This window comes from Pseudomonas sp. PAMC 29040, from assembly GCF_003994535.1.
Lineage (GTDB): Bacteria > Pseudomonadota > Gammaproteobacteria > Pseudomonadales > Pseudomonadaceae > Aquipseudomonas > Aquipseudomonas paraversuta.
Genome location: NZ_RZAA01000005.1, coordinates 1 through 20,478, shown reverse-complemented (window position 1 = coordinate 20,478; position 20,478 = coordinate 1). Strand labels below are relative to the sequence as shown.

Here is a 20,478-nt window from a genome sequence, read left to right as displayed (position 1 = left end):
GAAAACTACACGCGGCAAAATACATTGGCAAGACCAATTTATAAAAAATATGAATTGGCCTTACCAAATTGCAATCAGGTGCGAGTGATCGCCGAGAGCGCTTGATGCTCTTGGAACATGGCTTTGATCAGGGCTTGGAGGAGCGCAGTGGCAATTTTTAATGGACGACTATTTTTCAGAGGGCTCTGATTTATTTTCGACGGTTACGGCATCAAGGTGCAGCGCTGCTGACACCCCTGGAGCAACAACATGAATGGATCGCTGCCCGCGCTTTATCCCCACCCACTCGCCCCTGAAACTCTGCGCACACTTGACAATTCGCCCTGCACAAAGCAACAGCGAGCCAAAGATAGGATCAGCCTGATGTATGGCTTATTCACACCTGGAAATGCTGTTCTACATATTGCGCAGAGAGTGAGTTATTCGCAGCGGATGTCTTTACCCGACAGAAAGCCAAGTAGCGCTATGGACTTTAACTTTAAATACATCGCCACCATAAGCGTTGAAAACAAGGACCGACATAAAGTTAAATCCCGCTGATTTAGACTCCGAATCTACTGGTTACATAACAATAAATAGCGGCCGACACAGGGTTCTTCCTCAATGAACAAAGCTATTGCCATTGCGCATGGCTTGACCAAATAAAAACCAAGGATAACAAATGACTCGACCTTTTTTCTCTGTTGCCTGGGCTGCTTCACAGCGAATTTACGACCCTGTCAACTCCGGCGCAAAAGTTGCACAAATAATTGGTGGATATGTTGAAAAGAATATCAACAACCCCATACCCCAGCAGCGCTGGAGTAATACCTGTGCCGTTCGAATTAGTTATATTTTGAATCAATCTGGCATGAACATTCCAAAAACTCCAGGACAGACAGTATCAGGAGCGGACAATCGCCAATATTTTTTCCGGGTAAGGAATCTTGTTGCATTCCTCGAGGAGCGTTGGGGGCAACCTGATATCCTGGAATACCCGCCCACTGGTGGAGGATCCCTTGCCGGTAGAAAGGGGCTGATCCTGTTTGAAGTTACAGGCTGGTCAGATGCTCAAGGCCACGCAACACTATTCGATGGCAATATCTGCTACGACCAGTGTTACTTCAATGAACCAGAAGCGAGATACAGCACCGACCGCGCTAACTTTTGGAATTTGCCATGAACATAATCTGGAGAGGTGGCCTGACTGTTTCGGCCCTGGCCCTCTATCTGTCAGTTTGCCATGCACAGAACAGCCAGTTTAGCTTTCCTGGCGCTGGGGCACGTCCCCATGCCCAGAACTATAAAGACATGATCCTGGCCACCTGTGTCGCGAACGCCTACCAAAATGACAAGAGTGCTGCTATTGATGCCGGCAGTAGTGTGAGTGCATTACGCGACTGGACCGAATACGACTTGGAAAGGGCGCCAGATGCTATCAAGTCCCTGGTCGATAGTTATTTGGCGCGCAATTACCACAACCCGTTAGTCGAACCGGAAATCAAGGATGTACGTTTCGACTTTCTGAAATGTCTGGACCTCTATCACAGCAGCGAACTGGACGAACAGACGAAAGACCTGGTAATCAATCCCGGGCATAAATACAGGAAGGATAATCTGTGATCCAGACACCGGGTTGATCATTCCGCTCTCGTAAAATAGTTGCAGGTAACCTCCGTTAGTCCCCGGCCATCATCAAATCCAGGTTCTGCACCGCCGCTCCGGCAGCGCCCTTGCCTAGGTTGTCGAATACGGCAGCCAGCAGTACCTGGCCGGTCTGCTGGTTTTCACACACCACCAATTGCAAATCATCAGTCCCGTTCAGCGACTGCGGATCAAGGCCGGTCAAGGCTTTGGCCTCCTGCAGCGCCATCACCTGAACATGGGCCGCAGCGGCGTAGTGCTGCACAAGGCATTCGTGCAACCGCAACCCGTCCACCCCCGGCGCCAGCAAGCGCAGTTGCAAAGGTATGGTCAGCACGATGCCCTGGCGAAAAGCACCATAGGCCGGGATAAATACCGGCCGCTGCAGCAGGCCGCTTTGCTGCTGGATCTCCGCCACATGTTTGTGCGCCAGCCCCAGGCCATACACCTGGAATGCTGCCCCTGTGGTGGCACCCTTCCCTTCAAACTCCTCCACTGCGGCCCGCCCCTTTCCGGAATAACCCGACACGGCATTAATGGTCAGCGGGTAGTCCCCAGGCAGTAAACCGGCCTCCAGTAGCGGACGCAGCAGCCCTATTGCCCCGGTGGGATAACAACCCGGGTTACTGACCCGCCGCGCCGTGGCAATACGCCGGGCCTGTTGCGGGTTCATCTCGGCGAAACCATAGGTCCAGTGCGGATCGGAACGGTGCGCCGAGCTTGCGTCGATTACCCGTACGCCAGGGTTTTCGATGCTGGTTACAGCGTCCCGTGCCGCGTCATCGGGCAAGCACAGAATCGCGATGTCGCAGGCGTTGATGATTTCGGCGCGACGCCGGGCATCCTTGCGATGCTCGGGATCGAGCTTGATCAAACGCAGGTCGGGGCGATCCCGTAGCCGTTGATGAATTTGCAACCCGGTGGTGCCTTGGTCGCCGTCGATGAAGATCAGAGGACTTGCCATGGAATGCTCTCGAACTCAGGAAATCAGGAGCGGCAATCTTCAGCGAGGGGCTAAGATAGGAAAAGTTGAATTTCCAAACGATTAACTTCAGTTTTTCTGAACAAGGAATGATCCATGCGCGAAATCAGCCTGGACCGGCTGCGCACGCTGGTGGCTATTGCCGACCTGGGCTCGTTTGCCGAGGCGGCCCGGGTGCTGAACCTGGCCCCGCCCACGGTCAGTTTGCATATCGCCGACCTGGAATCGCGAGTAGGCGCCAGGCTGTTATCCCGCAGCCGGGGCCGGGTCCAGCCATCGGCGATTGGCGCCACCCTGGTGGAACGCGCGCGGCGTCTGCTGGCAGATGCGCAGCAGGCCCTTGAGGACGTGCAGCGACAGGTGCAGGGGCTGGCCGGACGCGTGCGGCTGGGAGCCTCCACCGGGGCCATCGCCCAGTTGCTGCCGCAAGCGCTGGAGACCTTGAGCCAACATCATCCCGCTATCGATGTGCAGGTCGCCGTGCTCACCTCCCGGGAAACCTTGCACAGGCTGGCCGAAGGCTCTCTGGAAATCGGCCTGGTGGCGCTGCCACAGACCCCGGTCAAACAATTGCGGATCAAGCCCTGGCGGCGCGACCCGGTCATGGCCTTCCTGCCGGCGCGCGGGGAATGCCCGCAGGTAGTGACCCCCGCCTGGCTGGCAGCGCAGCCCTTGATCCTGAATGACAACACCACCCGGCTTTCACGCCTCACCGCGGAGTGGTTCGCCAGCGATGGGCACCAGCCCGCAGCGCGTATTCAACTGAACTACAACGATGCAATCAAAAGCCTGGTGGCGGCCGGTTATGGGGCCACGTTGTTGCCCCATGAAGCCTGCACCCCGCTGCCTGACAGCCGGATCGCCATGCGCCCGTTACAGCCCCTGTTGTGGCGCCAACTGGGGATTGCCCACCGTGACGGCGATGTGGAGCGGGCCACGCAACATGTGCTGGATGTGTTGTGGGGGCTAAGCTCGCAGCCGGCCGAGGCTGGCGCACCCTGAGGGCCTGCCCGTTTCAGGGGTGCGCAGGGCCAAGGCTTTTTTTTCGCCGGCAGAACAGCGATGATCGCCGCCCCGCTCCACAGCACAGGAACCCGCTTCATGGAATTGCCACTGGAAACAGTCGCCCTTTTCGCGCTGAAACTGGCCTACGAGACCGAAGGCTCAAGCCCGATATTGCGTGACGACCTGGTCATGGCGGACTACGAGCGCGAGGTCTTTGCCCTGCTGGTGCGCAAGGGCGATATCGGCGCCATTCAAGCCAAGCTCGATGCCTGCCTGGGCCTGGCCCTGAACGCCCTGGGCGGCACCGACAAGCCAATGGGCCGCGAGCTCGAGCGCCTGTCCCTGGATGTGAAAAACGCCCGCACGCTGGAACAACTCGACGCCCCGCTGCTGACCCTCAGGGACTACCTCAAAGATATTCAGTGATCACTGCCCCTGAAAGGTCTCAAGGTACGCCAGCAAATTGTCGATCTTCTCGGGGTCACTGATGCCCCAGAAAATCATCCGCGTACCGCTCACCACTTTCTTCGGGGCTTCGATGTACGCGGCCAGTTTGTCCCGCGTCCACACCACACCCGAGTTTTTCATCGCCTCGGAGTACTGGTAGTCCGCCGTGGTCCCGGCTGGCCGGCCGATTATGCCGTTGAGCTGCGGCCCGAACCCGCCCCGGGCGTTTTCGCCAATGCTGTGACAGCCGCCACAGGTTTTGCTGAACAGTCTGGCTCCCGCCTCGGCATCCCCGGCCGCCACAGCGGTGCCGGTGAATCCGGTTGCGAGGATCAGGGCCAGGCTCAGTAATGCTGTTTGTTTCATGGGCGGTTCCACACTCCGGGGTCAGGGTCGGGCTCGCCGGCAATCTTACAGGCTCAACGCAAAACCTGCTCCGCCAGCAGTCCCAGCGCGATAAGGATCATCACCGTCCCGGACACCCGGCTGACCTTTTTCGCCGCCCCCGGCCGGGTCTGCAATACCGCCTGGGCGCTGAACCCCACCAGCAGATAAACCACTGCGCAACTCACCGCATGCAATGAACCCAGGGCGATGATTTGCGCCGGGATCGGCCACGTCGATAACGGGTCGGTGAATTGCGGCAACAGGGCCAGAAACAGCAGAAATACCTTGGGGTTCATGCCACTGACGCACGTGCCCTTCCAGGCCCAGCGAAACCATGAATCCGCCACCTGCATCTGCCCGGCCTCGGGGGTGGACGGCTGGCGAATCATGCTGATGCCCAGCCACAGCAAATACAGGGCCCCGCCGAGGGTGAGCAGCGACATGATCAACGGACTCCTGGCCAGTAACGCGCCGACCCCTGCAGCCACAACCAGGGTCGCCAGCACGTGGCCCGAGAGCAGGCCCGCGACCGCAGGCGCAACCCGGCGGCCGCGAATACCGGCTGAAATCGCGTAAGCCCAGTCGGCACCGGGGGTGATGATGAACAGGAACGACACCGCCCAAAAGGCGGCCAGGATGCTGAGAGTCACGGAGTGTCTGCCTTCTACGAAGCCGGGGGGATTGTGCAATGCGCCGAATGAAGCGAATGCGCTCAGTAGAAGATTAGAGATTTGCTGATAGGATTATCTTTCGTTTATCCCAATCATTAGCGACCATATTAGAAGGTTCTTCCAGGTGGATCGAATTGATCGAAAGATTCTCGCGGAGCTGCATGGGGACGGCCGTCTTTCTCTCACCGAACTGGCGGACCGGGTCGGGCTGAGCCTCTCGCCCTGTCATCGGCGGGTGCGGGCTCTGGAAGAGTCGGGGGTGATTTTGGGCTATCGGGCCCTGCTGGCGCCGAAAGAACTGGGCCTGGGCTTTTCTGCGATTGTGTTTGTGACGTTGCGCGAAGTGACCCGCCAGGCCGTCGCCGACTTCGAGGCGGCCTTGCCGCAGATTCCACAGATTATCGAAGCGCAAAGACTGTTCGGCGACCCGGACTACCTGCTGCAAGTGATCGCCAAAGACCTGCAGGCCTTTCAGCAGCTGTACGACGAGCGCCTGACCTCGCTGCCCAACGTACAACGGCTGGTCTCGACCCTGGTGATGAAAAGCGTGATCCACGACAGGGTGCTGCCGCTGTAGCCGAAAACCGGTAGTCGCTGCCGCCATTACCGGTCGAGGGGCATCAGCCCGGCCGCCAGGGCATCCAGCAAAGCGCTGACTTTGGGTAAAGCCTGGCGGCTTTTCGGCCACACCAGATTGATCGCCAGGCCGTCGCTGGCCAGATGCGGCAGCACCTGCACCAAAGACCCGTCGGCCAGCTGTTGCTTGATCAGCCAGGTCGGTAATTGCGCAATGCCGCAACCCGCCAGCACCGTCATGACCTGCCCTTCGCCATCACCGACGATGTATTTGGCCGGCATCACCCGGCGCTCGGTCTCACCGGGCCGATTGCCGGAAAAACTCCAGGGGCTGACCGTGCCATCGGCCCGGCCATAGGCAACACACTGATGATGCTCCAGGTCGCGGTCCGTCACCGGCGTACCGTGAATCTTCAGGTAAGCCGGGGCGGCGCAGAACACATGCCGCTCACGTCCCAGGTAACGATGCCCCAGTGCACCGGGCCAGACATCCGAACCACCGACCCGGACGACGATATCAACCCCCTCTTCAACCGGGTCGATAAAGCGGTCCGAAAACGAAATGTACGGCAGCAACAGCGCATGTTGCTGCACAAATTTCAGCACCACCGGCAACGCCTGCAGACGCCCGAACGCTGCCGGCAGGTCAATTCGCAGCCGGCCCCGCGGCTCGGTATTTTCCGCCTGCATGGACAACTCGGCCTCTTCCAGTTCGGCCAGCACCCCGGTACAGGTCCGATAGAACGCGGCCCCGGCATCGGTCAACGACAAACGCCGGGTGGTGCGATTGAACAGGCGCACCTCCAGCCGGCTTTCCAGTCGGGCGATGCCTTTGCTGATGGCCGAAGGGCTCAGGTTCAGGCGCTCGGCAGCAGCTTTGAAGCTGCCGGCTTCGGTCACGCAGACAAACACATCGATGCCCTTCAGGCGCTCGGAAGTAAACATACCCGCCTCGTATTCGTGAACTGAATTCATGTCATTCGGTAAAAGGTATCGTAAATACGACCGTTTTTCCCCAGTAAACTGGAGCCCATGCCACTCCTCAACCTACAGGCGCTCCCATGACCCCGCAAAAACCAACGGTGCTGATCACCGGTGCCACCGGCCAGATCGGCGGCGACACCCTGCGCAACCTGCTGGCCGACGACAGCATCACCCTGGTGGCCGCCGTCCGTTCACCGGCCAAGGCCAAACCCTTCGAGGCCCAAGGCATTCGCACGGTGATTATGGATTTCGACAAGGAACACACCCTGGCCCCTGCCCTGCAAGGTATCGATCGCGCGTTTCTGGTGACGGGCTACACCGTGGACATGCTGCGCCAGAGCAAAGCCTTCGTGGACCAGGCGAAAAAAGCCGGCGTGCAACACATCGTTCACCTGGGTGCCTGCGGACGGGACGACACCACCATCGGACACTGGGCCTGGCACCAGTTCGTGGAACGCTACATCGAGTGGTCAGGCTTTTCGTTCACCCACCTGCGCCCTGAATGCTTCATGCAGAACCTGCTCAGCTACGACGGCACCCAGGCAGTGAAAGCGGGGGTTATCGAGCAATACACCGGCGATGCACGTTTCAGCTGGGTGGATGGCGAAGACGTCGCCCGTGTCGCCGCACAAACCTTGCTGCACCCGCACAAACATGCCGGCAAGACCTACCGCCTGGGCTACGACGTGCAGTCCTACGGCGACATCGCCGCCATCATGACCCGAGTCCTGGGCCAGCCGTTCCGTTACGACGCGAAGTCACCTGACGTATTTCTGGAAAACATGCGCGCGGCCGGAGCCGAAATGGCCTACATGACCTGCGTGCACGACAACTTCACGCGCATGGCGGCCCGGCAGATTCCCGGGGTTGAAGAGACCTTCGACAACTTCCCCGCCATCACCGGCCGCCAGCCCGTGACCTGGGAAGATTTCGTGCAAAAGCACCGCAGCGCTTTTGCCTATTGAGCACCTCGCCCCCCTGAATTCAGATCGAAGCTCGCTGGCACCGCAATCTGCCCCTCCCCCCCTGTGGAAGCGGGCTTGCCCGCGATGGCAGCGCCGCTGACTTCAAGCCAGAGCTCGCTGGCAAGCCAGCTCCTACAGAAAAACATCGCAATCTGCCCCCTCCTCCTGTGGGAGCGGGCTTGCCCGCGATGGCGGCGCCGCTGACTTCAGGCAGAGCTCGCTGGCAAGCCAGCTCCTACAGAAAGCATCGCAATCTGTCCCCTCCTCCTGTGGGAGCGGGCTTGCCCGCGATGGCAGCGCTGCTGTCTTCAAAGCAGAGCTCGCTGGCAAGCCAGCTCCTACAGAAAAGCACCGCAATCCGCCCATCCCCCTGTGGGAGCGGGCTTGCCCGCGATGGTAGCGCCACTGACTTCAAGCCAGAGCTCGCTGGCAAGCCAGCTCCTACAGAAAAGCAGCATCGCAATCTGCCCCCTCCCCCTGTGGGAGCGGGCTTGCCCGCGATGGTAGCGCCGCAGGTTTCAAGGCAAAGCTCGCTGGCAAGCCAGCTCCTACAGAAAGGCATCGTAATCTGCCCATCCCCCTGTGGGAGCGGGCTTGCCCGCGATGGCAGCGCCGCTGTCTTCAAGGCCGAGCTCGCTGGCAAGCCAGCTCCTACAGATAAGCATCGCAGCCTGAATCACCCCCTCAACCCATTTCTGGATTGCCTGACAGAAGTCTGCGATTGCAGTGGCCATCATGTGGCCGCTAATATTGAGAACTATTCGCACTCACATCTGGAAACCCGACCGGTGCACCCTCTCGCGACCCAAAAACTGGGCTTCTTTTTCAGCAGCCACCATCGCTGGCTGCTGCAACATATTCAGCGCCGCCTGCGTAATCACGCCGACGCAGAGGACACCGCCGCCGATACCTTTTGCCAGATGCTGGCGGCGCGGGTAGATCCGGACAGCATTGAGCAGCCCCGGGCCTACCTGTCCACCATTGCCCGGCGCCTGATTTTCGACCGTCACCGTCGGCGCAAACTGGAAACCGCCTATCTCGATCGCCTGGCCTTGCTGCCCGAGGCCGTGGCGCCGTCCCCCGAAGAACAGTTGCAGTTGATCGAAGCTCTGGTTGCCATCGACAGGGCGATCGACGGTTTGCCGATGATCGTCAAAGCCACCTTTCTTTACAGCCAGCTGGACGGCCTGAGTTACGTGGCAATTGCGCAAAAACTGGGGCTGTCCGAACGCACGGTCAGCCGCTACATGAAACAGGCATTGCGCCAGTGTTACCTGAGCGAGGCCGGCCTGTGAGCAAGCAGCGGCTGGACCCTGTGAGCGAACAGACCATCGACTGGATGGTGCAACTGCGCGCCGGCACTCCCGACGCAATGCTGCAAGAGCGCTTCAACGCCTGGCTGGCCAAAGACCCCGCACATGCTCAGGCCTGGGACAAATTGCAGCAGCGCCTCAGCGGCTCCTTCAGCCCTCTGCGTTCACTGGATGATCGGCTGCCCGGACAAGCCGGTGAAGCCCGTCAGTTGCTCTTGCAACCCCACACAACCCGGCGCGACACGCTGCGCGCTATTGCCGGTCTGGGCCTGCTCGGTGGCGGTTTGTGGCTAGGCGCGCGCAGCCCGATGGGTAATTCGCTGCTGGCCGATCTGTCCACCGGCCGTGGTCAGCGCCAGGACTTCAACCTGGCTGACGGCAGCCGCCTGCGCCTGAACGCCAACAGCGCCGTGGACCTGAGGTTCGATAACCGGCAACGGCTGCTGATTCTGCGTCACGGCGAGCTGGTGATTGAGGTGGCCGCGGATGCGGGCCGGCCCTTTTGCGTACGCACCGCAGAAGGTGAAATCCGCGCCTCGGCAAGTCGCTTCCTGGTGGCTCAGGAGCCTGCAGCAAGCCGGGTGGTGGTGCTGCAACACTCCGTGCAGGCACAGCTGTTCAACGGCATGTCCCTGAATCTGGACGAAGGTCAGTCGGCCCTGCTGTATGCCAGGCAAATCGTCCCTGTGGAGGGTGACCAGCGCCGTCGCGCTGACTGGCTTAACGGCAAACTGAACGTGCTGGACGATCCTCTGGAGCAAGTGGTCGCGGCCCTGCGCCCTTACACCCGTGGTTTGGTGCGGGTTGCTCCCCAGGTTCGCGGGCTGCGGGTGCAGGGTGTGTACCCGCTCAACGATCCCGACCGGGCCTTCACCGCACTGGCTGAAACCCTGCCAATTCGTGTGGATCGTTACAGTCCATGGCTGACTCTGATCGGGGCGGTATAACGGCCGTGGAAAGTTTTTTTTGATAATTGTTCGCATCGGTGTCCGGTTTTGTTTTCTCGGCGCACCTATCTCCTGAGACTTTCACACGATCAGGAGAATGCCGTGCTCAACCCGTGGCCCCACACCCTTTGCCTCGCCGTTGCTCTGGCAACCATGGCCAGTCCTACCCTGGCGCAAGACCTGAGCTTCAATCTGCCGGCCGGCAACCTGGCCAGTACCCTTAACACCATCGCCAGTCAGAGCGGCCAGATCGTGTCGCTGGAACCCGCGCTGGTGCAGGGCAAACAGGCACCGGCGGTGATCGGCCACATGTCGCCCGAACAGGCCATGGAGGCCGCCCTGCGGGGCAGCGGTTTGCAATTGCGTATCACCGGGCAAGGCAACTTCAGTGTCGAACCGGCACCGCAAACCGGCGAAGCATTGCAACTGGGGGTCACCAGCATCACCGAGCGCAGCACCGACGCCACCACCGAAGGCTCTGGCTCCTACACCGCACAGGCGGTGACCATCGGCAAGGGTTCACACAGCCTTAAAGAGACCCCGCAATCGGTTACCGTCATTACCCGCAAAATGCTCGATGACCAGAACCTGAACACCATTGAACAGGTCATGGAAAAGACTCCGGGCATTACCGTTTATGACTCGCCCATGGGTGGCAAGTACTTCTACTCCCGGGGCTTTCGCATGACCGGCCAGTACCAGTACGACGGCGTGCCGCTGGACATCGGCAGCAGCTACGTCCAGGCCGACAGCTTCAACAGCGACATGGCGATCTACGACCGGATCGAGGTACTGCGCGGTGCCGCAGGCATGATGAAAGGCGCGGGCGGCACGGCCGGGGCGGTGAACTTCATCCGCAAACGCGGCGAATCCACCCCTCACACCCAGCTGTCACTGTCTGCAGGCACCTGGGACAACTATCGGGGTCAGGTTGATACCGGCGGCCCTTTAAATGATTCCGGCACCCTGCGCGGCCGGGCGGTGCTCACCCAACAGACCCGGCAGTATTTCTATGACATCGGCGCACGCAAAGACCAGATCTACTATGGCGCCCTGGATTTTGACCTGAGCCCCGATACCACCCTCGGTGTGGGCCTGGCTTATGAAGATGTGGACGCCACCCCCTGCTGGGGCGGGCTGCCGCGCTACGCCGATGGCAGCGACCTGAAACTCAAACGTTCAACCTGCCTGAACACCGCCTGGAACAACCAGCGCAGCAAGCGCACCACCTGGTTCGGCGACCTCAAGCAGCAACTCAATGACGACTGGTCACTGAAGGTCGCGGGGGTCTATTCAAAAAACACCCAGGACATGGAATACGCGTTCCCCAGCGGTTCGGTACCGGTCGGTGCTACCAGCACCAAAACCCTGATGCTGGGCAGCATCTATGACTATGACCAGACCGACTATGGCTTCGACGCTTACCTGAACGGCAAATTCGACGCACTTGGCCTGGAGCAGGAGTTGACCATCGGCGCCAACGCCAGCCGTTCGCACAAGGATGACTTTTACGCCGTGGCCGTCCTGCCCCAGCGCCAGAATGTACTCAACCCCGATCATCACCTGCCCAAACCTGATGACAGCTACTACCTGAGTAATGCCTCACGTGGCGGGCCGATGGACATGAGGATCAAACAATACGGTGTTTACTCCACGGCCCGCCTGAAGCTGACCGAGCCGCTGACCTTCGTGCTGGGTAGCCGCGTGAGCTGGTACAAGTCCGACAGCGATAGCGAGTCCTGGTACCAGGGCGAAAGCACGCCAGTCAGTTCCAGAGCGACCGAAACCGGCCAGGTCACCCCATTCGCGGCCGTACTGTTCGACCTCAACGACAACCTGACCACCTATGCCAGCTACACGGACATCTTCACCCCGCAGGGCGGCTACAAAACCCTCAACGGCGAAACCCTCAAGCCATTGATCGGCACCAGCTATGAAGTGGGGATCAAGGGCGAATGGTTCGACGGGCGCCTGAACAGTTCCTTCAACCTGTTCCGCACCATTCAGAAAGACGCGGCCCAGGACAATCCGCTGTGCCCGGACAGTACTTGCTCACAGAACTCCGGCAAGGTGCAGGCTCAAGGTTTCGAAGCTGAAGTCAGTGGCGAAGTCATTGAGCGCCTGCAAGTGCTGGCCGGCTACACCTACACCCAGACCAAGGTTCTGGAAGATGCCAATGACGACCAGGATGGTCTGGCCTACAACACCTATGTGCCGCGCCACCTGCTGCGCGTGTGGGCCGACTATGCCCTGGACGGTTCACTGGACCGCATCACTCTCGGCGCCGGAGTCAATGCCCAGAGCAGCAACTACCGGGTCTCGCCCATCAGCGGCATCGACATCAGCCAGGCCGGTTATGCGATCTGGAACAGCCGCATCGGCTACCGCATCGATGACACCTGGTCCGTGGCACTTAACGGCAACAACCTGTTCGACAAGCGCTACTACGCCACCGTCGGCACCGAAGGCTTCGGCAACTTCTACGGCGAGCCGCGCAACTTCGTGATGTCGCTCAAGGCAGATTTCTGAGTGCAGATCCCAGACCTCGCAGCCTGAATTACTGGCAAGCCAGTTCCTACAGAAAAGCACCGCAACCCGCCCCCTCCTTCTGTGGGAGCGGGCTTGCCCGCGATGGCAGCGCCGCTGACTTCAAGCCAGAGCTCGCTGGCAAGCCAGCTCCTACAGAAAAGCAGCATCGCAATCTGCCCCCTCCTCCTGTGGGAGCGGGCTTGCCCGCGATGGCAGCGCCGCTGACTTCAGGCAGAGCTCGCTGGCAAGCCAGCTCCTACAGAAAAGCAGCATCGCAATCCGCCCCTCCCCCTGTGGGAGCGGGCTTGCCCGCGATGGCAGCACTGCTGGTTTCAAGGCAAAGCTCGCTGGCAAGCCAGCTCCTACAGACAAGCACAGTAACCCGCCCCTCCTTCTGTGGGAGCGGGCTTGCCCGCGATGGCAGCGCTGCTGTCTTCAAGGCAGTGCTCGCTGGCAAGCCAGCTCCTACAGAAAGGCATCGTAATCTGCCCATCTCCCCCTGTGGGAGCGGGCTTGCCCGCGATGGCAGCACTGCTGGTTTCAAGGCAAAGCTCGCTGGCAAGCCAGCTCCTACAGAGAAGCATCGCAACCCGCCCCTCCCCCTGTGGGAGCGGGCTTGCCCGCGATGGCAGCACTGCTGGTTTCAAGGCAAAGCTCGCTGGCAAGCCAGCTCCTACAGAGAAGCATCGCAACCCGCCCCCTCCTTCTGTGGGAGCGGGCTTGCCCGCGATGGCGGCGCCGCTGACTTCAGGCAGAGCTCGCTGGCAAGCCAGCTCCTACAGAAAAGCAGCATCGCAATCCGCCCATCCCCCTGTGGGAGCGGGCTTGCCCGCGATGGCAGCACTGCTGGTTTCAAGGCAAAGCTCGCTGGCAAGCCAGCTCCTACAGAAAGGCATCGCAATCTGCCCGCTCCCACTGTGGGAGCGGGCTTGCCCGCGATGGCAGCGCCACTGGTTTCAAGGCAGAGCTCGCTGGCAAGCCAGCTCCTACAGAGAAGCATCGCAACCCGCCCCTCCCCCTGTGGGAGCGGGCTTGCCCGCGATGGCGGCGCTGCTGTCTTCAAGCCAGCTCCTTCAGATAAGCATCGATATCTACGTGCTACTTTTCGCAGCACTTGCACCAGGGCCTGCCCGCTTGCGGGGCATTCTCGGCCCGCCGCAGCGCTGGGTTTCAATTCAAAACCGGTTCTCTTTTACATATTGGCGACGAACCCTTAACGCTGGGCGTCAATTGTTCAAGAAGTCGATAAAGGGGCGCACATCATGCAAATGGTCTAGACGTATTGCCTCAATCCAAAAAGAAAAACTCAAGGAAGACGTTGTGATCAAACCTCTCGCACTCGCTGTCAGCGTTGCCGGCGCCCTGCTGTCAACATCAGGCCAGGCCCATGACTACGGCGAATACGCTGGTGACACCCTCGACACGCTGATTCATGACTACCCGGGCCGCTATAGGGGCACGGCCAATTTCGCCGGGGCGGCCGACTGGATGCAAAGCCGGATGGGCGACGCCTACAGCATCTCCCGCCAGGATTTTTCCTGGGGCGCCGACAACAGTCGCAGCTCGCAAAACGTCGTGGCTTATGCCCCGGGCACACTGCCGCAATACGTGGTGGTCGGCGCCCACTTTGATACCTACTTCGGTCGCCCTGCCCTGCAAGGGGTCGACGACAACGGTTCGGGCGCCAGCGTGCTCACCGAAATCGCCCGCAATCTCAACGGCCTGCCGCTGGAGTACGGGCTGCAGGTGATCGGCTTTGGCGCCGAAGAAGAAGGCCTGCAAGGATCCAAGGCCTTTGTGAACAGCCTGAGTACCAGCCAGAAGAACAACATGCTGGCCATGATCAACCTCGACAGCCTGATCACCGGCGACATGATGTATGCCCACTCCGGCAAGAACAGTGCGACCAACCCGGGGCTGGCGGCACTGCGCGAACATGCGTTCAAGCTGGCCAAAGAGCTCAATATCGACCTGCACACTAACCCCGGTCTGGACGCGGCCTATCCTGCCGGCACCGGTTGCTGCAGTGATGGCGAATCCTTTGAAAAACTGAATATTCCGGTGCTCTACGTCGAAGCCACCAACTGGGAACTGGGGGACATGGACGGCTACACCCAGACCGACAACCCGGCAATCCCGGGCGGAGCGACCTGGCATGATCCCAAAAAAGACAATGAAACCGTGCTCACCGATGCCTTTGGCCAGGAACGTATCGAGCAGCGCCTGCGCGACTATTCGCGCCTGCTCAGCCGTCTGGTGCTGGAGCTGACCAATGCCGACCTCATGGCGTCAACGGCGTCTGGCGGGGCCGTCGCCCGTGCGATGCAGGACAGCCTGCAACGTCAGCACCAGACTCAGGTAAACCTGCTGGACCGGCGCTGGCTGACCTTGCAGTCTGCCAGTCGTGAGGCGGGCACCTTTGATGGCGAAATAGGCATTGATGGCGAGTACACCGCAGACAGTGGCCCCTTCCACGAAGGCCGTCGACTGGGCCTGCATGCTTTGGGAGATTATCAATTGACCCCGAGCCTGACCCTGGGCGCCAGCCTCAGTTACCTCAATGGCCGCGACAAGCTGGAACATGGCGGCAAGCTCGACAATGACAGCTGGCAGGCGGCGCTCTATGCCTTGCTCAACGACGGCGGCCCGGCATGGCTGGCAGGCGACCTGAGCGCCGGGCACAGCAGCTTCGACAGCAAGCGCAATCTGCTGATCCAGGCCAACGGCGGCCCGGTGCTGCTGAGTCAGAAGCAGACCGGTGAAACCGATGCCCTCAGCCTCGGTGCGCGGGTGATCGGCGGCTATGACTTCGACGTCGGCCCAATCAAAAGCGGTCCTTTCGCCGGGCTTGATTACAGCCATTACCGGATCGACAAGTTTCACGAAAAACAGCAGCTGCGTACTGCCCTCACCTATGAGGAGCAAAGTTTCGACTCCCTGCAGGCCAGCCTCGGCTGGCGTGTACGGGGCAGTTTCGACCTGCCGGCCGGCATGAGCCTGCAGCCGTACGGCGACATTGCCTGGGTCAGGGAAATGGGTGACGGAGGTCTGGACGACATCCTGTTGACCAGCCTCGCGGACGGAAAAGCCCGAGAGGCAAAACTGGGCAGCGTCGACAAGAGCTTTGGTCGGGCCCAGGTCGGCAGCCAGTTGGCGATCACCCCGCAACTGGGGCTTTACGCCGAAATCAATGGCCGCCTTGGCAATGATGAGGGCAGCCAGACCGGCTACTCCCTCGGCGCTCAATGGCTGTTCTGATTCACCACCGCACTGCCTGCAGGAACGCGTTGCGCGCCTGCAGGCCCATGCCGGGTTTCACCCCTGACACCCAAGGCATGACCAGCACGTTCAAGGGGGTTGAATACACACCCTGGAAAGCCGGTCTTAAATGTTCATGAGCTTTGCCGCAATGGCATTCCAGCCTGCGGGCTCATTGATCATGGCCATATAGTCGTGCCCCGAGCAGAACTGCCCTTGCAGGGTGTATTTGGCCATGATTTCTTTAATGATCAGAGTTGCCGGTCCTAACCCGGTGTTGCCGGTACGGGCGTCCAGCGCACTGCTGCGCACCTGGCCGGTTATTGCCGCACCCAGCAGCATTTTTCTCTGCTCGAGTTTTTCGATCATGGCCGCCGGGGATGATGCGTTGAAATTGAATTCCGGCAGACCGGCGTTACTGTTGTTTTGTTCGAGAAATGCGGCCCATTGCAGTTCCATTGCCGCGATCTTGCACAGGGCGGCATATTTATTACTGACCCCTTGTCTGGCCAGTTCAAGTTGCACGCTGATCATGATCATCGGGATCTTTCCAGCCAGCCCGATGCCGGTAAACGAGAGCAGAGTCGAGGTGGTGGACAATGCGGTTTCTGTTCCCCGAAATGCCAGTTTTACCAACTTTACTTCTATGGCCAGTTGCAGCCATTTGATTGCATGGGCGACCTGTTCGTCGCCAACGGCAAATGGTTGGCAGGACGCCAGCAATCTTGAAAGCCGGTGTAGATGCAGGGTGGTCGAGGCGGTTGCAGACGCGTGACGGATGGCCGCGAAGGGAGCCGGAACGGGCGAGATGGCAGGAGCCAATGCAGCCAGTCCAAGACTGGTAGACGTAACACCCAACCCCTTGAAATTGCGATTGGCAAGCATTCTTGCGGTTTTAGGGGAGGGTCGGGAATTGCCGTCTTTGACAAAGTAAGGGTTGAGCTTCAACCCGCTGACGGCACAGACTTTCATATAGCTTCGTGCAAGGTTTATGGCCGACATTCCCGGATGTACACCGGTCATTCCAGCAAGAATGGCAAATAACATGTCCTCTTTTGATTGTTCTGTTTGCGCTGTTTCACGTACTTGTTCTGCCAGGGATCCGTACATTTTTTATCTCCACGACCAGGAATAAGACAGGACTTCACAGGCAATTAATCCGTCAATGTCTTTGCTGTTTATTGATAAAAAAACCAACAGCGGCACCTGCTGACTGAAGCAAGTACCTCCTTGACGGGACGGGCTGGTAAGTTTGCAAACACTCTTCCAGAGTGGTTTGCCACCTGTGCCGCTTTTTGAATGAAACCAGCCTGCGGGCACACTATGGCAAGGACTCCTGGCTGTCTTTAGGATATTTCCTAGTTGAACTCCTGATGCCGGACAGGTAGCAAAACGGCTCTTGGGCATAGTGCTGTATGGCCCCCGGGGCCAGCGTCACGTGCCCTGAGCGCGCTCAATTGCAAAGTTGCTCCACGACTGGCTGACGGGCATCAGTTCAAGGCTATTGATGTTGATGTGCGCCGGCTGGTTGAGCAGCCAGAAAATCGTCTCGGCAATATCTGCTGGCTGAATGGCCTGGGCGCCGGTGTATAACGCGTCATACCGGGCCTGGTCGCCGGCAAAGCGCACTTGGGAAAACTCGCTCTCACACAACCCCGGCTCCAGATTGGTCACCCGCACACCAGTGCCTTGCAGGTCACAACGCAGGCTCAGGGAAAACTGCCGGACAAAGGCTTTGCTCGCGCCATACACATGGCTGCCGGGGTATGGCCAGTTACCCGCGATCGAACCCAGATTGACGATTCCCGCTCCGGCGCCGTGGGCAATCAGACGCGGCAACAGCAAGCGCGTGCTGTACAGCAGGCCCTTGATATTGGTGTCGACCATAGTGTCCCAGTCATCCAGCGAACATTGCTGGGCCGGGGTGGTGCCCAAGGCCAGACCGGCGTTGTTGATCAGACCGCGCAAGGTGTTGAAGGCCGGGGGCAGTTGCTCGATGGCCTGTTGCATGGCGTCGCGATCGCGGACATCGAGCACCAGTGCCAGGACTTCGGTCTGCGCCCCCAGTTCATCTGCCAGTGCCTGTAATCGCTCGGCGCGGCGCCCGGTCAGCACCAGCGCCCAGCCAGCGGCAGCAAAACGCCTGGCGCAGGCTTCGCCAAAACCGGAAGTGGCACCCGTGATAAAAACACTCGATCGCATAAGTTTCCCCCTGGAAAAAATCAGGACCACGCCCGCCCCAACAGGCCTGTGCCTGCCAGTAACAGCAATAGCCATTGAGTAAAACGGGCAGCCTGTTCGGCCTCAATACGCAAAAACAATTGCTGGCCCAGCCACAGCCCGAGCAGTAATGCGGGCAACATCTGCAGCGCTTGCCAGCCTGTATCCGAAGGGATAGCCGAGGCCATCGCCAGCCCCGCCAGTGCAGCAATATCCACAGCGAAAAAGAACATGATCAGCGTCGCCCGCAGCACCTGTGCCCGCAGCCCGCAATGGCTGAGCCACGCCACCACCAGTGGGCCGCCAATGCTGAACGCGGCAATCAACGCGCCGCTGCTGCCACCCACCAGCCAGGCCCCCGCCCGCCCCTCGCCCATTGGCAGGCGAACCCGCGCCAGCCCCAGAACCGCCAGCAACCCCACCAGCCCGTAAACCCCCAGCGTCAGCCCGCGGCTGTCGCTGCCGGTCAACAGCAAAATCCCGCAAGGCACACCGCAGGCCGCCGCCAGCAATAGACGCCTGAGCAAGGGGTAATTGGCCCCGCGCCAGGCACTGCGTAACAGCATCACGCTGGATGCGACCTCCAGGAACAACACCAGTGGCACCGCCTGCTGCAACGATCCAAGCATCGCCAGCCCGACCACCGCGATGGCGGCAAAGCCGAAGCCGGTCAGCCCGCGTACCACCGCTGCCACCAACACACAGAGAGCGCTCAAGGCCCAACTCGTTTCAGGGTTCATGCGCCGCTCCGGGGTGCTCGATGGCGCCACTGTAGTCAGCACGCCCCCACAGGCTTAGAGCCAGCCGGCGCTTTCGATGGTGCCAGAACTGGCTCCATCGAAAAGCCCGTCTGGATCTAAGTCACCGGCTGTTGCGGTGCCTAGTCTGCGAGCAACTGGAACACCCGGACTGCCCCTCAGGAGTGATACGCATGACGATGAATCTGAATCACCAATGGCTGCCTTTTACCGATAACCGCGAGTTCCAGCGGGCCCCGCAATTGTTTGTCCGCGCCGAGGGTGTGCACTACTGGAATAGTGAAGGTCGCGCGTTGCTCGATGGCAGCTCGGGGCTGTTCTGCAGTGCCGCCGGCCATGGCCGCAGCGAGATCGCCGAAGCCGTTTGCAAACAGTTGCTGACCCTGGACTTCACCCCGCATTTTCAGCGCGCTTCGCCGTTGTCCTTTGAACTGGCCGAACGCTTGAGCGAACTGCTGCCTGAAGGCCTGAACAAAGTGTTTTTCACCAACTCCGGCTCCGAGTCGGTGGACAGCGCGATGAAAATCGCCCTGGCGTATCACCGTGCTCGCGGCGAGGCCCAGCGCACGCGTTTTGTGTCCCGCGAATGGGCATATCACGGGGTAAATTTCGGTGGCGTGGCGCTGTCCGGGATGATGCGCAACCGTCAGGCATTCGCGGCGGGCGGGCTGCCCCACGTCAGTCATATGCGTCATACCTGGCAAGAAAATCAGCGCTATCAATTGGGCGAGCCGCAGCATGGTGCAGACCTGGCAGACGATCTGGAACGGATCATCGCCATGCATGGCGGCGACAGCATAGCCGCGTGTTTCGTTGAGCCGATTGCCGGTTCCATCGGCGTGTATGTGCCGCCTGCCGGCTACCTCAAGCGCCTGCGCGAGATTTGCGACAAGCACGCAATCCTGCTGGTATTCGATGAAGTCATCACCGGCTTCGGCCGTACCGGGCAAGGGTTTGCGGCGCAGAGTTTCGAGGTCAGGCCCGACCTCATCACCATGGCCAAGGCCTTGACCAACGGCGCGATCCCGATGGGCGCAGTGGCGGTCGACGAGCAGGTCTACGACACCGTGATCAACGCCAGCAAAGGCGCCGGGCCGGAGCTGTTTCACGGTTATACCTACTCAGGGCACCCGGTGGCCTGTGCGGCGGCATTGGCGGCGCTGGATATTTACCGTGATGAGGACTTGTTCAATAAAGGCGCGCAGCTGACGCCTTATTTCCTGGAGTCATTGAGCGCTTTGCGCGGCTTGCCCCAGGTCAGCGATTTGCGTGGTTACGGGTTGCTCAGCGGCATTCAGCTGCCCCCTGGCGAAGCCCCAGGGGCCAAGGGCGCGCGGGTCCAGCGTGCGCTGTATGACGCCGGCCTGCACGTCAAAACCACCGGTGATGCAATCATCTTCGCCCCGGCGCTGGTAACTTCGCGGGTGGATCTGGATGCGATGTTCGCGGTGCTCAAAGACACCCTCGGCCGCGAGCAGTTGTAACCCCCACCCTGTAGGAGCGAACTTGCTCGCGAGCCTTTCAGACCGGCAACGAAGAGCTCGCGAGCAAGCTCGCTCCTACAGTCAGGGCGCGCTGTATGACGCCGGCCGCAACTTCGCGGGTGGATCTGGATGCGATGTTCGCGGTGCTCAAAGACACCCTCGGCCGCGAGCAGTTGTAACCCCCACCCTGTAGGAGCGAGCTTGTAGTGGTCCAGTTTTTTTGGACCATTGCGTAGGAGTATTAGGCCGCCATTTCCTCAAAAGTAACTGGCGGCAGGTTATTCGAGGCGGAGTGACAACGCCGGTGGTTGTAATGGGCAATAAAATCC

General features: G+C 60.1%; 19 protein-coding genes. 12 read left to right on the top strand and 7 right to left on the bottom strand.

Translation table 11 applies throughout. The features are described from left to right. Window positions 1–249 precede the first annotated feature (249 nt). The 3 genes from WG29040_RS10065 (at window position 250) to WG29040_RS10055 (ending at window position 1,602) form a co-directional block, all read left to right on the top strand. The gene (locus WG29040_RS10065) at window positions 250–540 is read left to right on the top strand and encodes a hypothetical protein (protein WP_127196098.1); all 291 of its coding nucleotides are present in this window, start codon (window positions 250–252) and stop codon (window positions 538–540) included. 121 nt (window positions 541–661) lie between these two features. Then, window positions 662–1,162: a type VI secretion system amidase effector protein Tae4 gene (locus tag WG29040_RS10060; protein ID WP_127196097.1), complete on the top strand. Its 501-nt coding sequence runs from the start codon at window positions 662–664 to the stop codon at window positions 1,160–1,162. Beyond that, window positions 1,159–1,602: a type VI secretion system amidase immunity protein Tai4 gene (locus WG29040_RS10055; RefSeq protein WP_003443442.1), complete on the top strand. Its 444-nt coding sequence runs from the start codon at window positions 1,159–1,161 to the stop codon at window positions 1,600–1,602. The genes WG29040_RS10060 and WG29040_RS10055 overlap by 4 nt, the downstream gene beginning before the upstream one ends. A gap of 55 nt (window positions 1,603–1,657) precedes the next feature. Here WG29040_RS10055 and argC read toward each other — a convergent pair whose 3' ends face one another. Beyond that, window positions 1,658–2,587 carry an N-acetyl-gamma-glutamyl-phosphate reductase gene (gene argC / locus WG29040_RS10050; protein ID WP_127196096.1) on the bottom strand — a complete coding sequence of 310 codons (930 nt, stop codon included), beginning with the start codon at window positions 2,585–2,587 and terminating at the stop codon, window positions 1,658–1,660. Window positions 2,588–2,701: 114 nt separating this feature from the next. Here argC and WG29040_RS10045 point away from each other — a divergent pair, with 114 nt between their 5' ends. Together WG29040_RS10045 and WG29040_RS10040 are read left to right on the top strand one after the other, a co-directional pair. Then, the gene (locus WG29040_RS10045; protein ID WP_010655601.1) at window positions 2,702–3,607 is read left to right on the top strand and encodes a LysR family transcriptional regulator; all 906 of its coding nucleotides are present in this window, start codon (window positions 2,702–2,704) and stop codon (window positions 3,605–3,607) included. Window positions 3,608–3,706: 99 nt separating this feature from the next. Beyond that, window positions 3,707–4,036 carry a hypothetical protein gene (locus WG29040_RS10040; RefSeq protein WP_003443445.1) on the top strand — a complete coding sequence of 110 codons (330 nt, stop codon included), beginning with the start codon at window positions 3,707–3,709 and terminating at the stop codon, window positions 4,034–4,036. On the opposite strand, the gene WG29040_RS10035 is transcribed toward WG29040_RS10040, so the two are convergent. Together WG29040_RS10035 and WG29040_RS10030 are read right to left on the bottom strand one after the other, a co-directional pair. Next, the gene (locus tag WG29040_RS10035) at window positions 4,037–4,423 is read right to left on the bottom strand and encodes a cytochrome c family protein (RefSeq protein WP_003443457.1); all 387 of its coding nucleotides are present in this window, start codon (window positions 4,421–4,423) and stop codon (window positions 4,037–4,039) included. It lies immediately after the preceding gene. 53 nt (window positions 4,424–4,476) lie between these two features. Further along, window positions 4,477–5,094, bottom strand: coding sequence for a LysE family translocator (locus WG29040_RS10030; protein ID WP_127196095.1), 618 nt, complete (start codon window positions 5,092–5,094; stop codon window positions 4,477–4,479). A 145-nt stretch (window positions 5,095–5,239) separates the two neighbouring features. On the opposite strand from WG29040_RS10030, the gene WG29040_RS10025 reads away from it, so the two are divergent. Further along, window positions 5,240–5,692 (top strand): Lrp/AsnC family transcriptional regulator, encoded by a 453-nt coding sequence (locus WG29040_RS10025; protein WP_029612224.1) that lies wholly within the window; start codon window positions 5,240–5,242, stop codon window positions 5,690–5,692. A 26-nt stretch (window positions 5,693–5,718) separates the two neighbouring features. Here the strand turns inward: WG29040_RS10025 and WG29040_RS10020 are convergent, their stop codons facing one another. Beyond that, window positions 5,719–6,636, bottom strand: a complete 918-nt coding sequence (locus WG29040_RS10020; RefSeq protein ID WP_127196201.1) for a LysR family transcriptional regulator — start codon at window positions 6,634–6,636, stop codon at window positions 5,719–5,721. A 116-nt stretch (window positions 6,637–6,752) separates the two neighbouring features. Here WG29040_RS10020 and WG29040_RS10015 point away from each other — a divergent pair, with 116 nt between their 5' ends. From WG29040_RS10015 to WG29040_RS09995, 5 genes are all read left to right on the top strand, one after another. Further along, window positions 6,753–7,640 (top strand): SDR family oxidoreductase, encoded by an 888-nt coding sequence (locus WG29040_RS10015; RefSeq protein ID WP_003443476.1) that lies wholly within the window; start codon window positions 6,753–6,755, stop codon window positions 7,638–7,640. A 788-nt stretch (window positions 7,641–8,428) separates the two neighbouring features. Beyond that, the gene (locus WG29040_RS10010; protein ID WP_003443479.1) at window positions 8,429–8,935 is read left to right on the top strand and encodes a sigma-70 family RNA polymerase sigma factor; all 507 of its coding nucleotides are present in this window, start codon (window positions 8,429–8,431) and stop codon (window positions 8,933–8,935) included. Continuing rightward, on the top strand, window positions 8,932–9,900 hold the full coding sequence (locus WG29040_RS10005; RefSeq protein ID WP_010655598.1) for a FecR domain-containing protein: 969 nt from the start codon (window positions 8,932–8,934) through the stop codon (window positions 9,898–9,900). The genes WG29040_RS10010 and WG29040_RS10005 overlap by 4 nt, the downstream gene beginning before the upstream one ends. Before the next feature lie 102 nt (window positions 9,901–10,002). Then, entirely contained in the window at window positions 10,003–12,429 is a 2,427-nt protein-coding gene (locus WG29040_RS10000; RefSeq protein ID WP_127196094.1) for a TonB-dependent receptor, read from the top strand. Between the two features lie 1,320 nt (window positions 12,430–13,749). Then, window positions 13,750–15,687, top strand: a complete 1,938-nt coding sequence (locus tag WG29040_RS09995; protein WP_127196093.1) for an autotransporter domain-containing protein — start codon at window positions 13,750–13,752, stop codon at window positions 15,685–15,687. 126 nt (window positions 15,688–15,813) lie between these two features. Here the strand turns inward: WG29040_RS09995 and WG29040_RS24425 are convergent, their stop codons facing one another. The 3 genes from WG29040_RS24425 to WG29040_RS09980 all read right to left on the bottom strand — a co-directional run bounded on the left by WG29040_RS24425 (window position 15,814) and on the right by WG29040_RS09980 (window position 18,647). Then, window positions 15,814–16,797, bottom strand: a complete 984-nt coding sequence (locus WG29040_RS24425; protein WP_177412964.1) for a hypothetical protein — start codon at window positions 16,795–16,797, stop codon at window positions 15,814–15,816. 324 nt (window positions 16,798–17,121) lie between these two features. Continuing rightward, complete coding sequence (locus WG29040_RS09985; protein WP_127196092.1) at window positions 17,122–17,889, bottom strand: SDR family oxidoreductase; 768 nt, start codon at window positions 17,887–17,889, stop codon at window positions 17,122–17,124. A 20-nt stretch (window positions 17,890–17,909) separates the two neighbouring features. Further along, the gene (locus WG29040_RS09980; RefSeq protein WP_127196091.1) at window positions 17,910–18,647 is read right to left on the bottom strand and encodes a sulfite exporter TauE/SafE family protein; all 738 of its coding nucleotides are present in this window, start codon (window positions 18,645–18,647) and stop codon (window positions 17,910–17,912) included. Window positions 18,648–18,838: 191 nt separating this feature from the next. Between WG29040_RS09980 and WG29040_RS09975 the strand changes: the two genes are divergently transcribed. Further along, window positions 18,839–20,149, top strand: coding sequence for an aminotransferase class III-fold pyridoxal phosphate-dependent enzyme (locus WG29040_RS09975; protein ID WP_127196090.1), 1,311 nt, complete (start codon window positions 18,839–18,841; stop codon window positions 20,147–20,149). Window positions 20,150–20,478 lie beyond the last annotated feature (329 nt).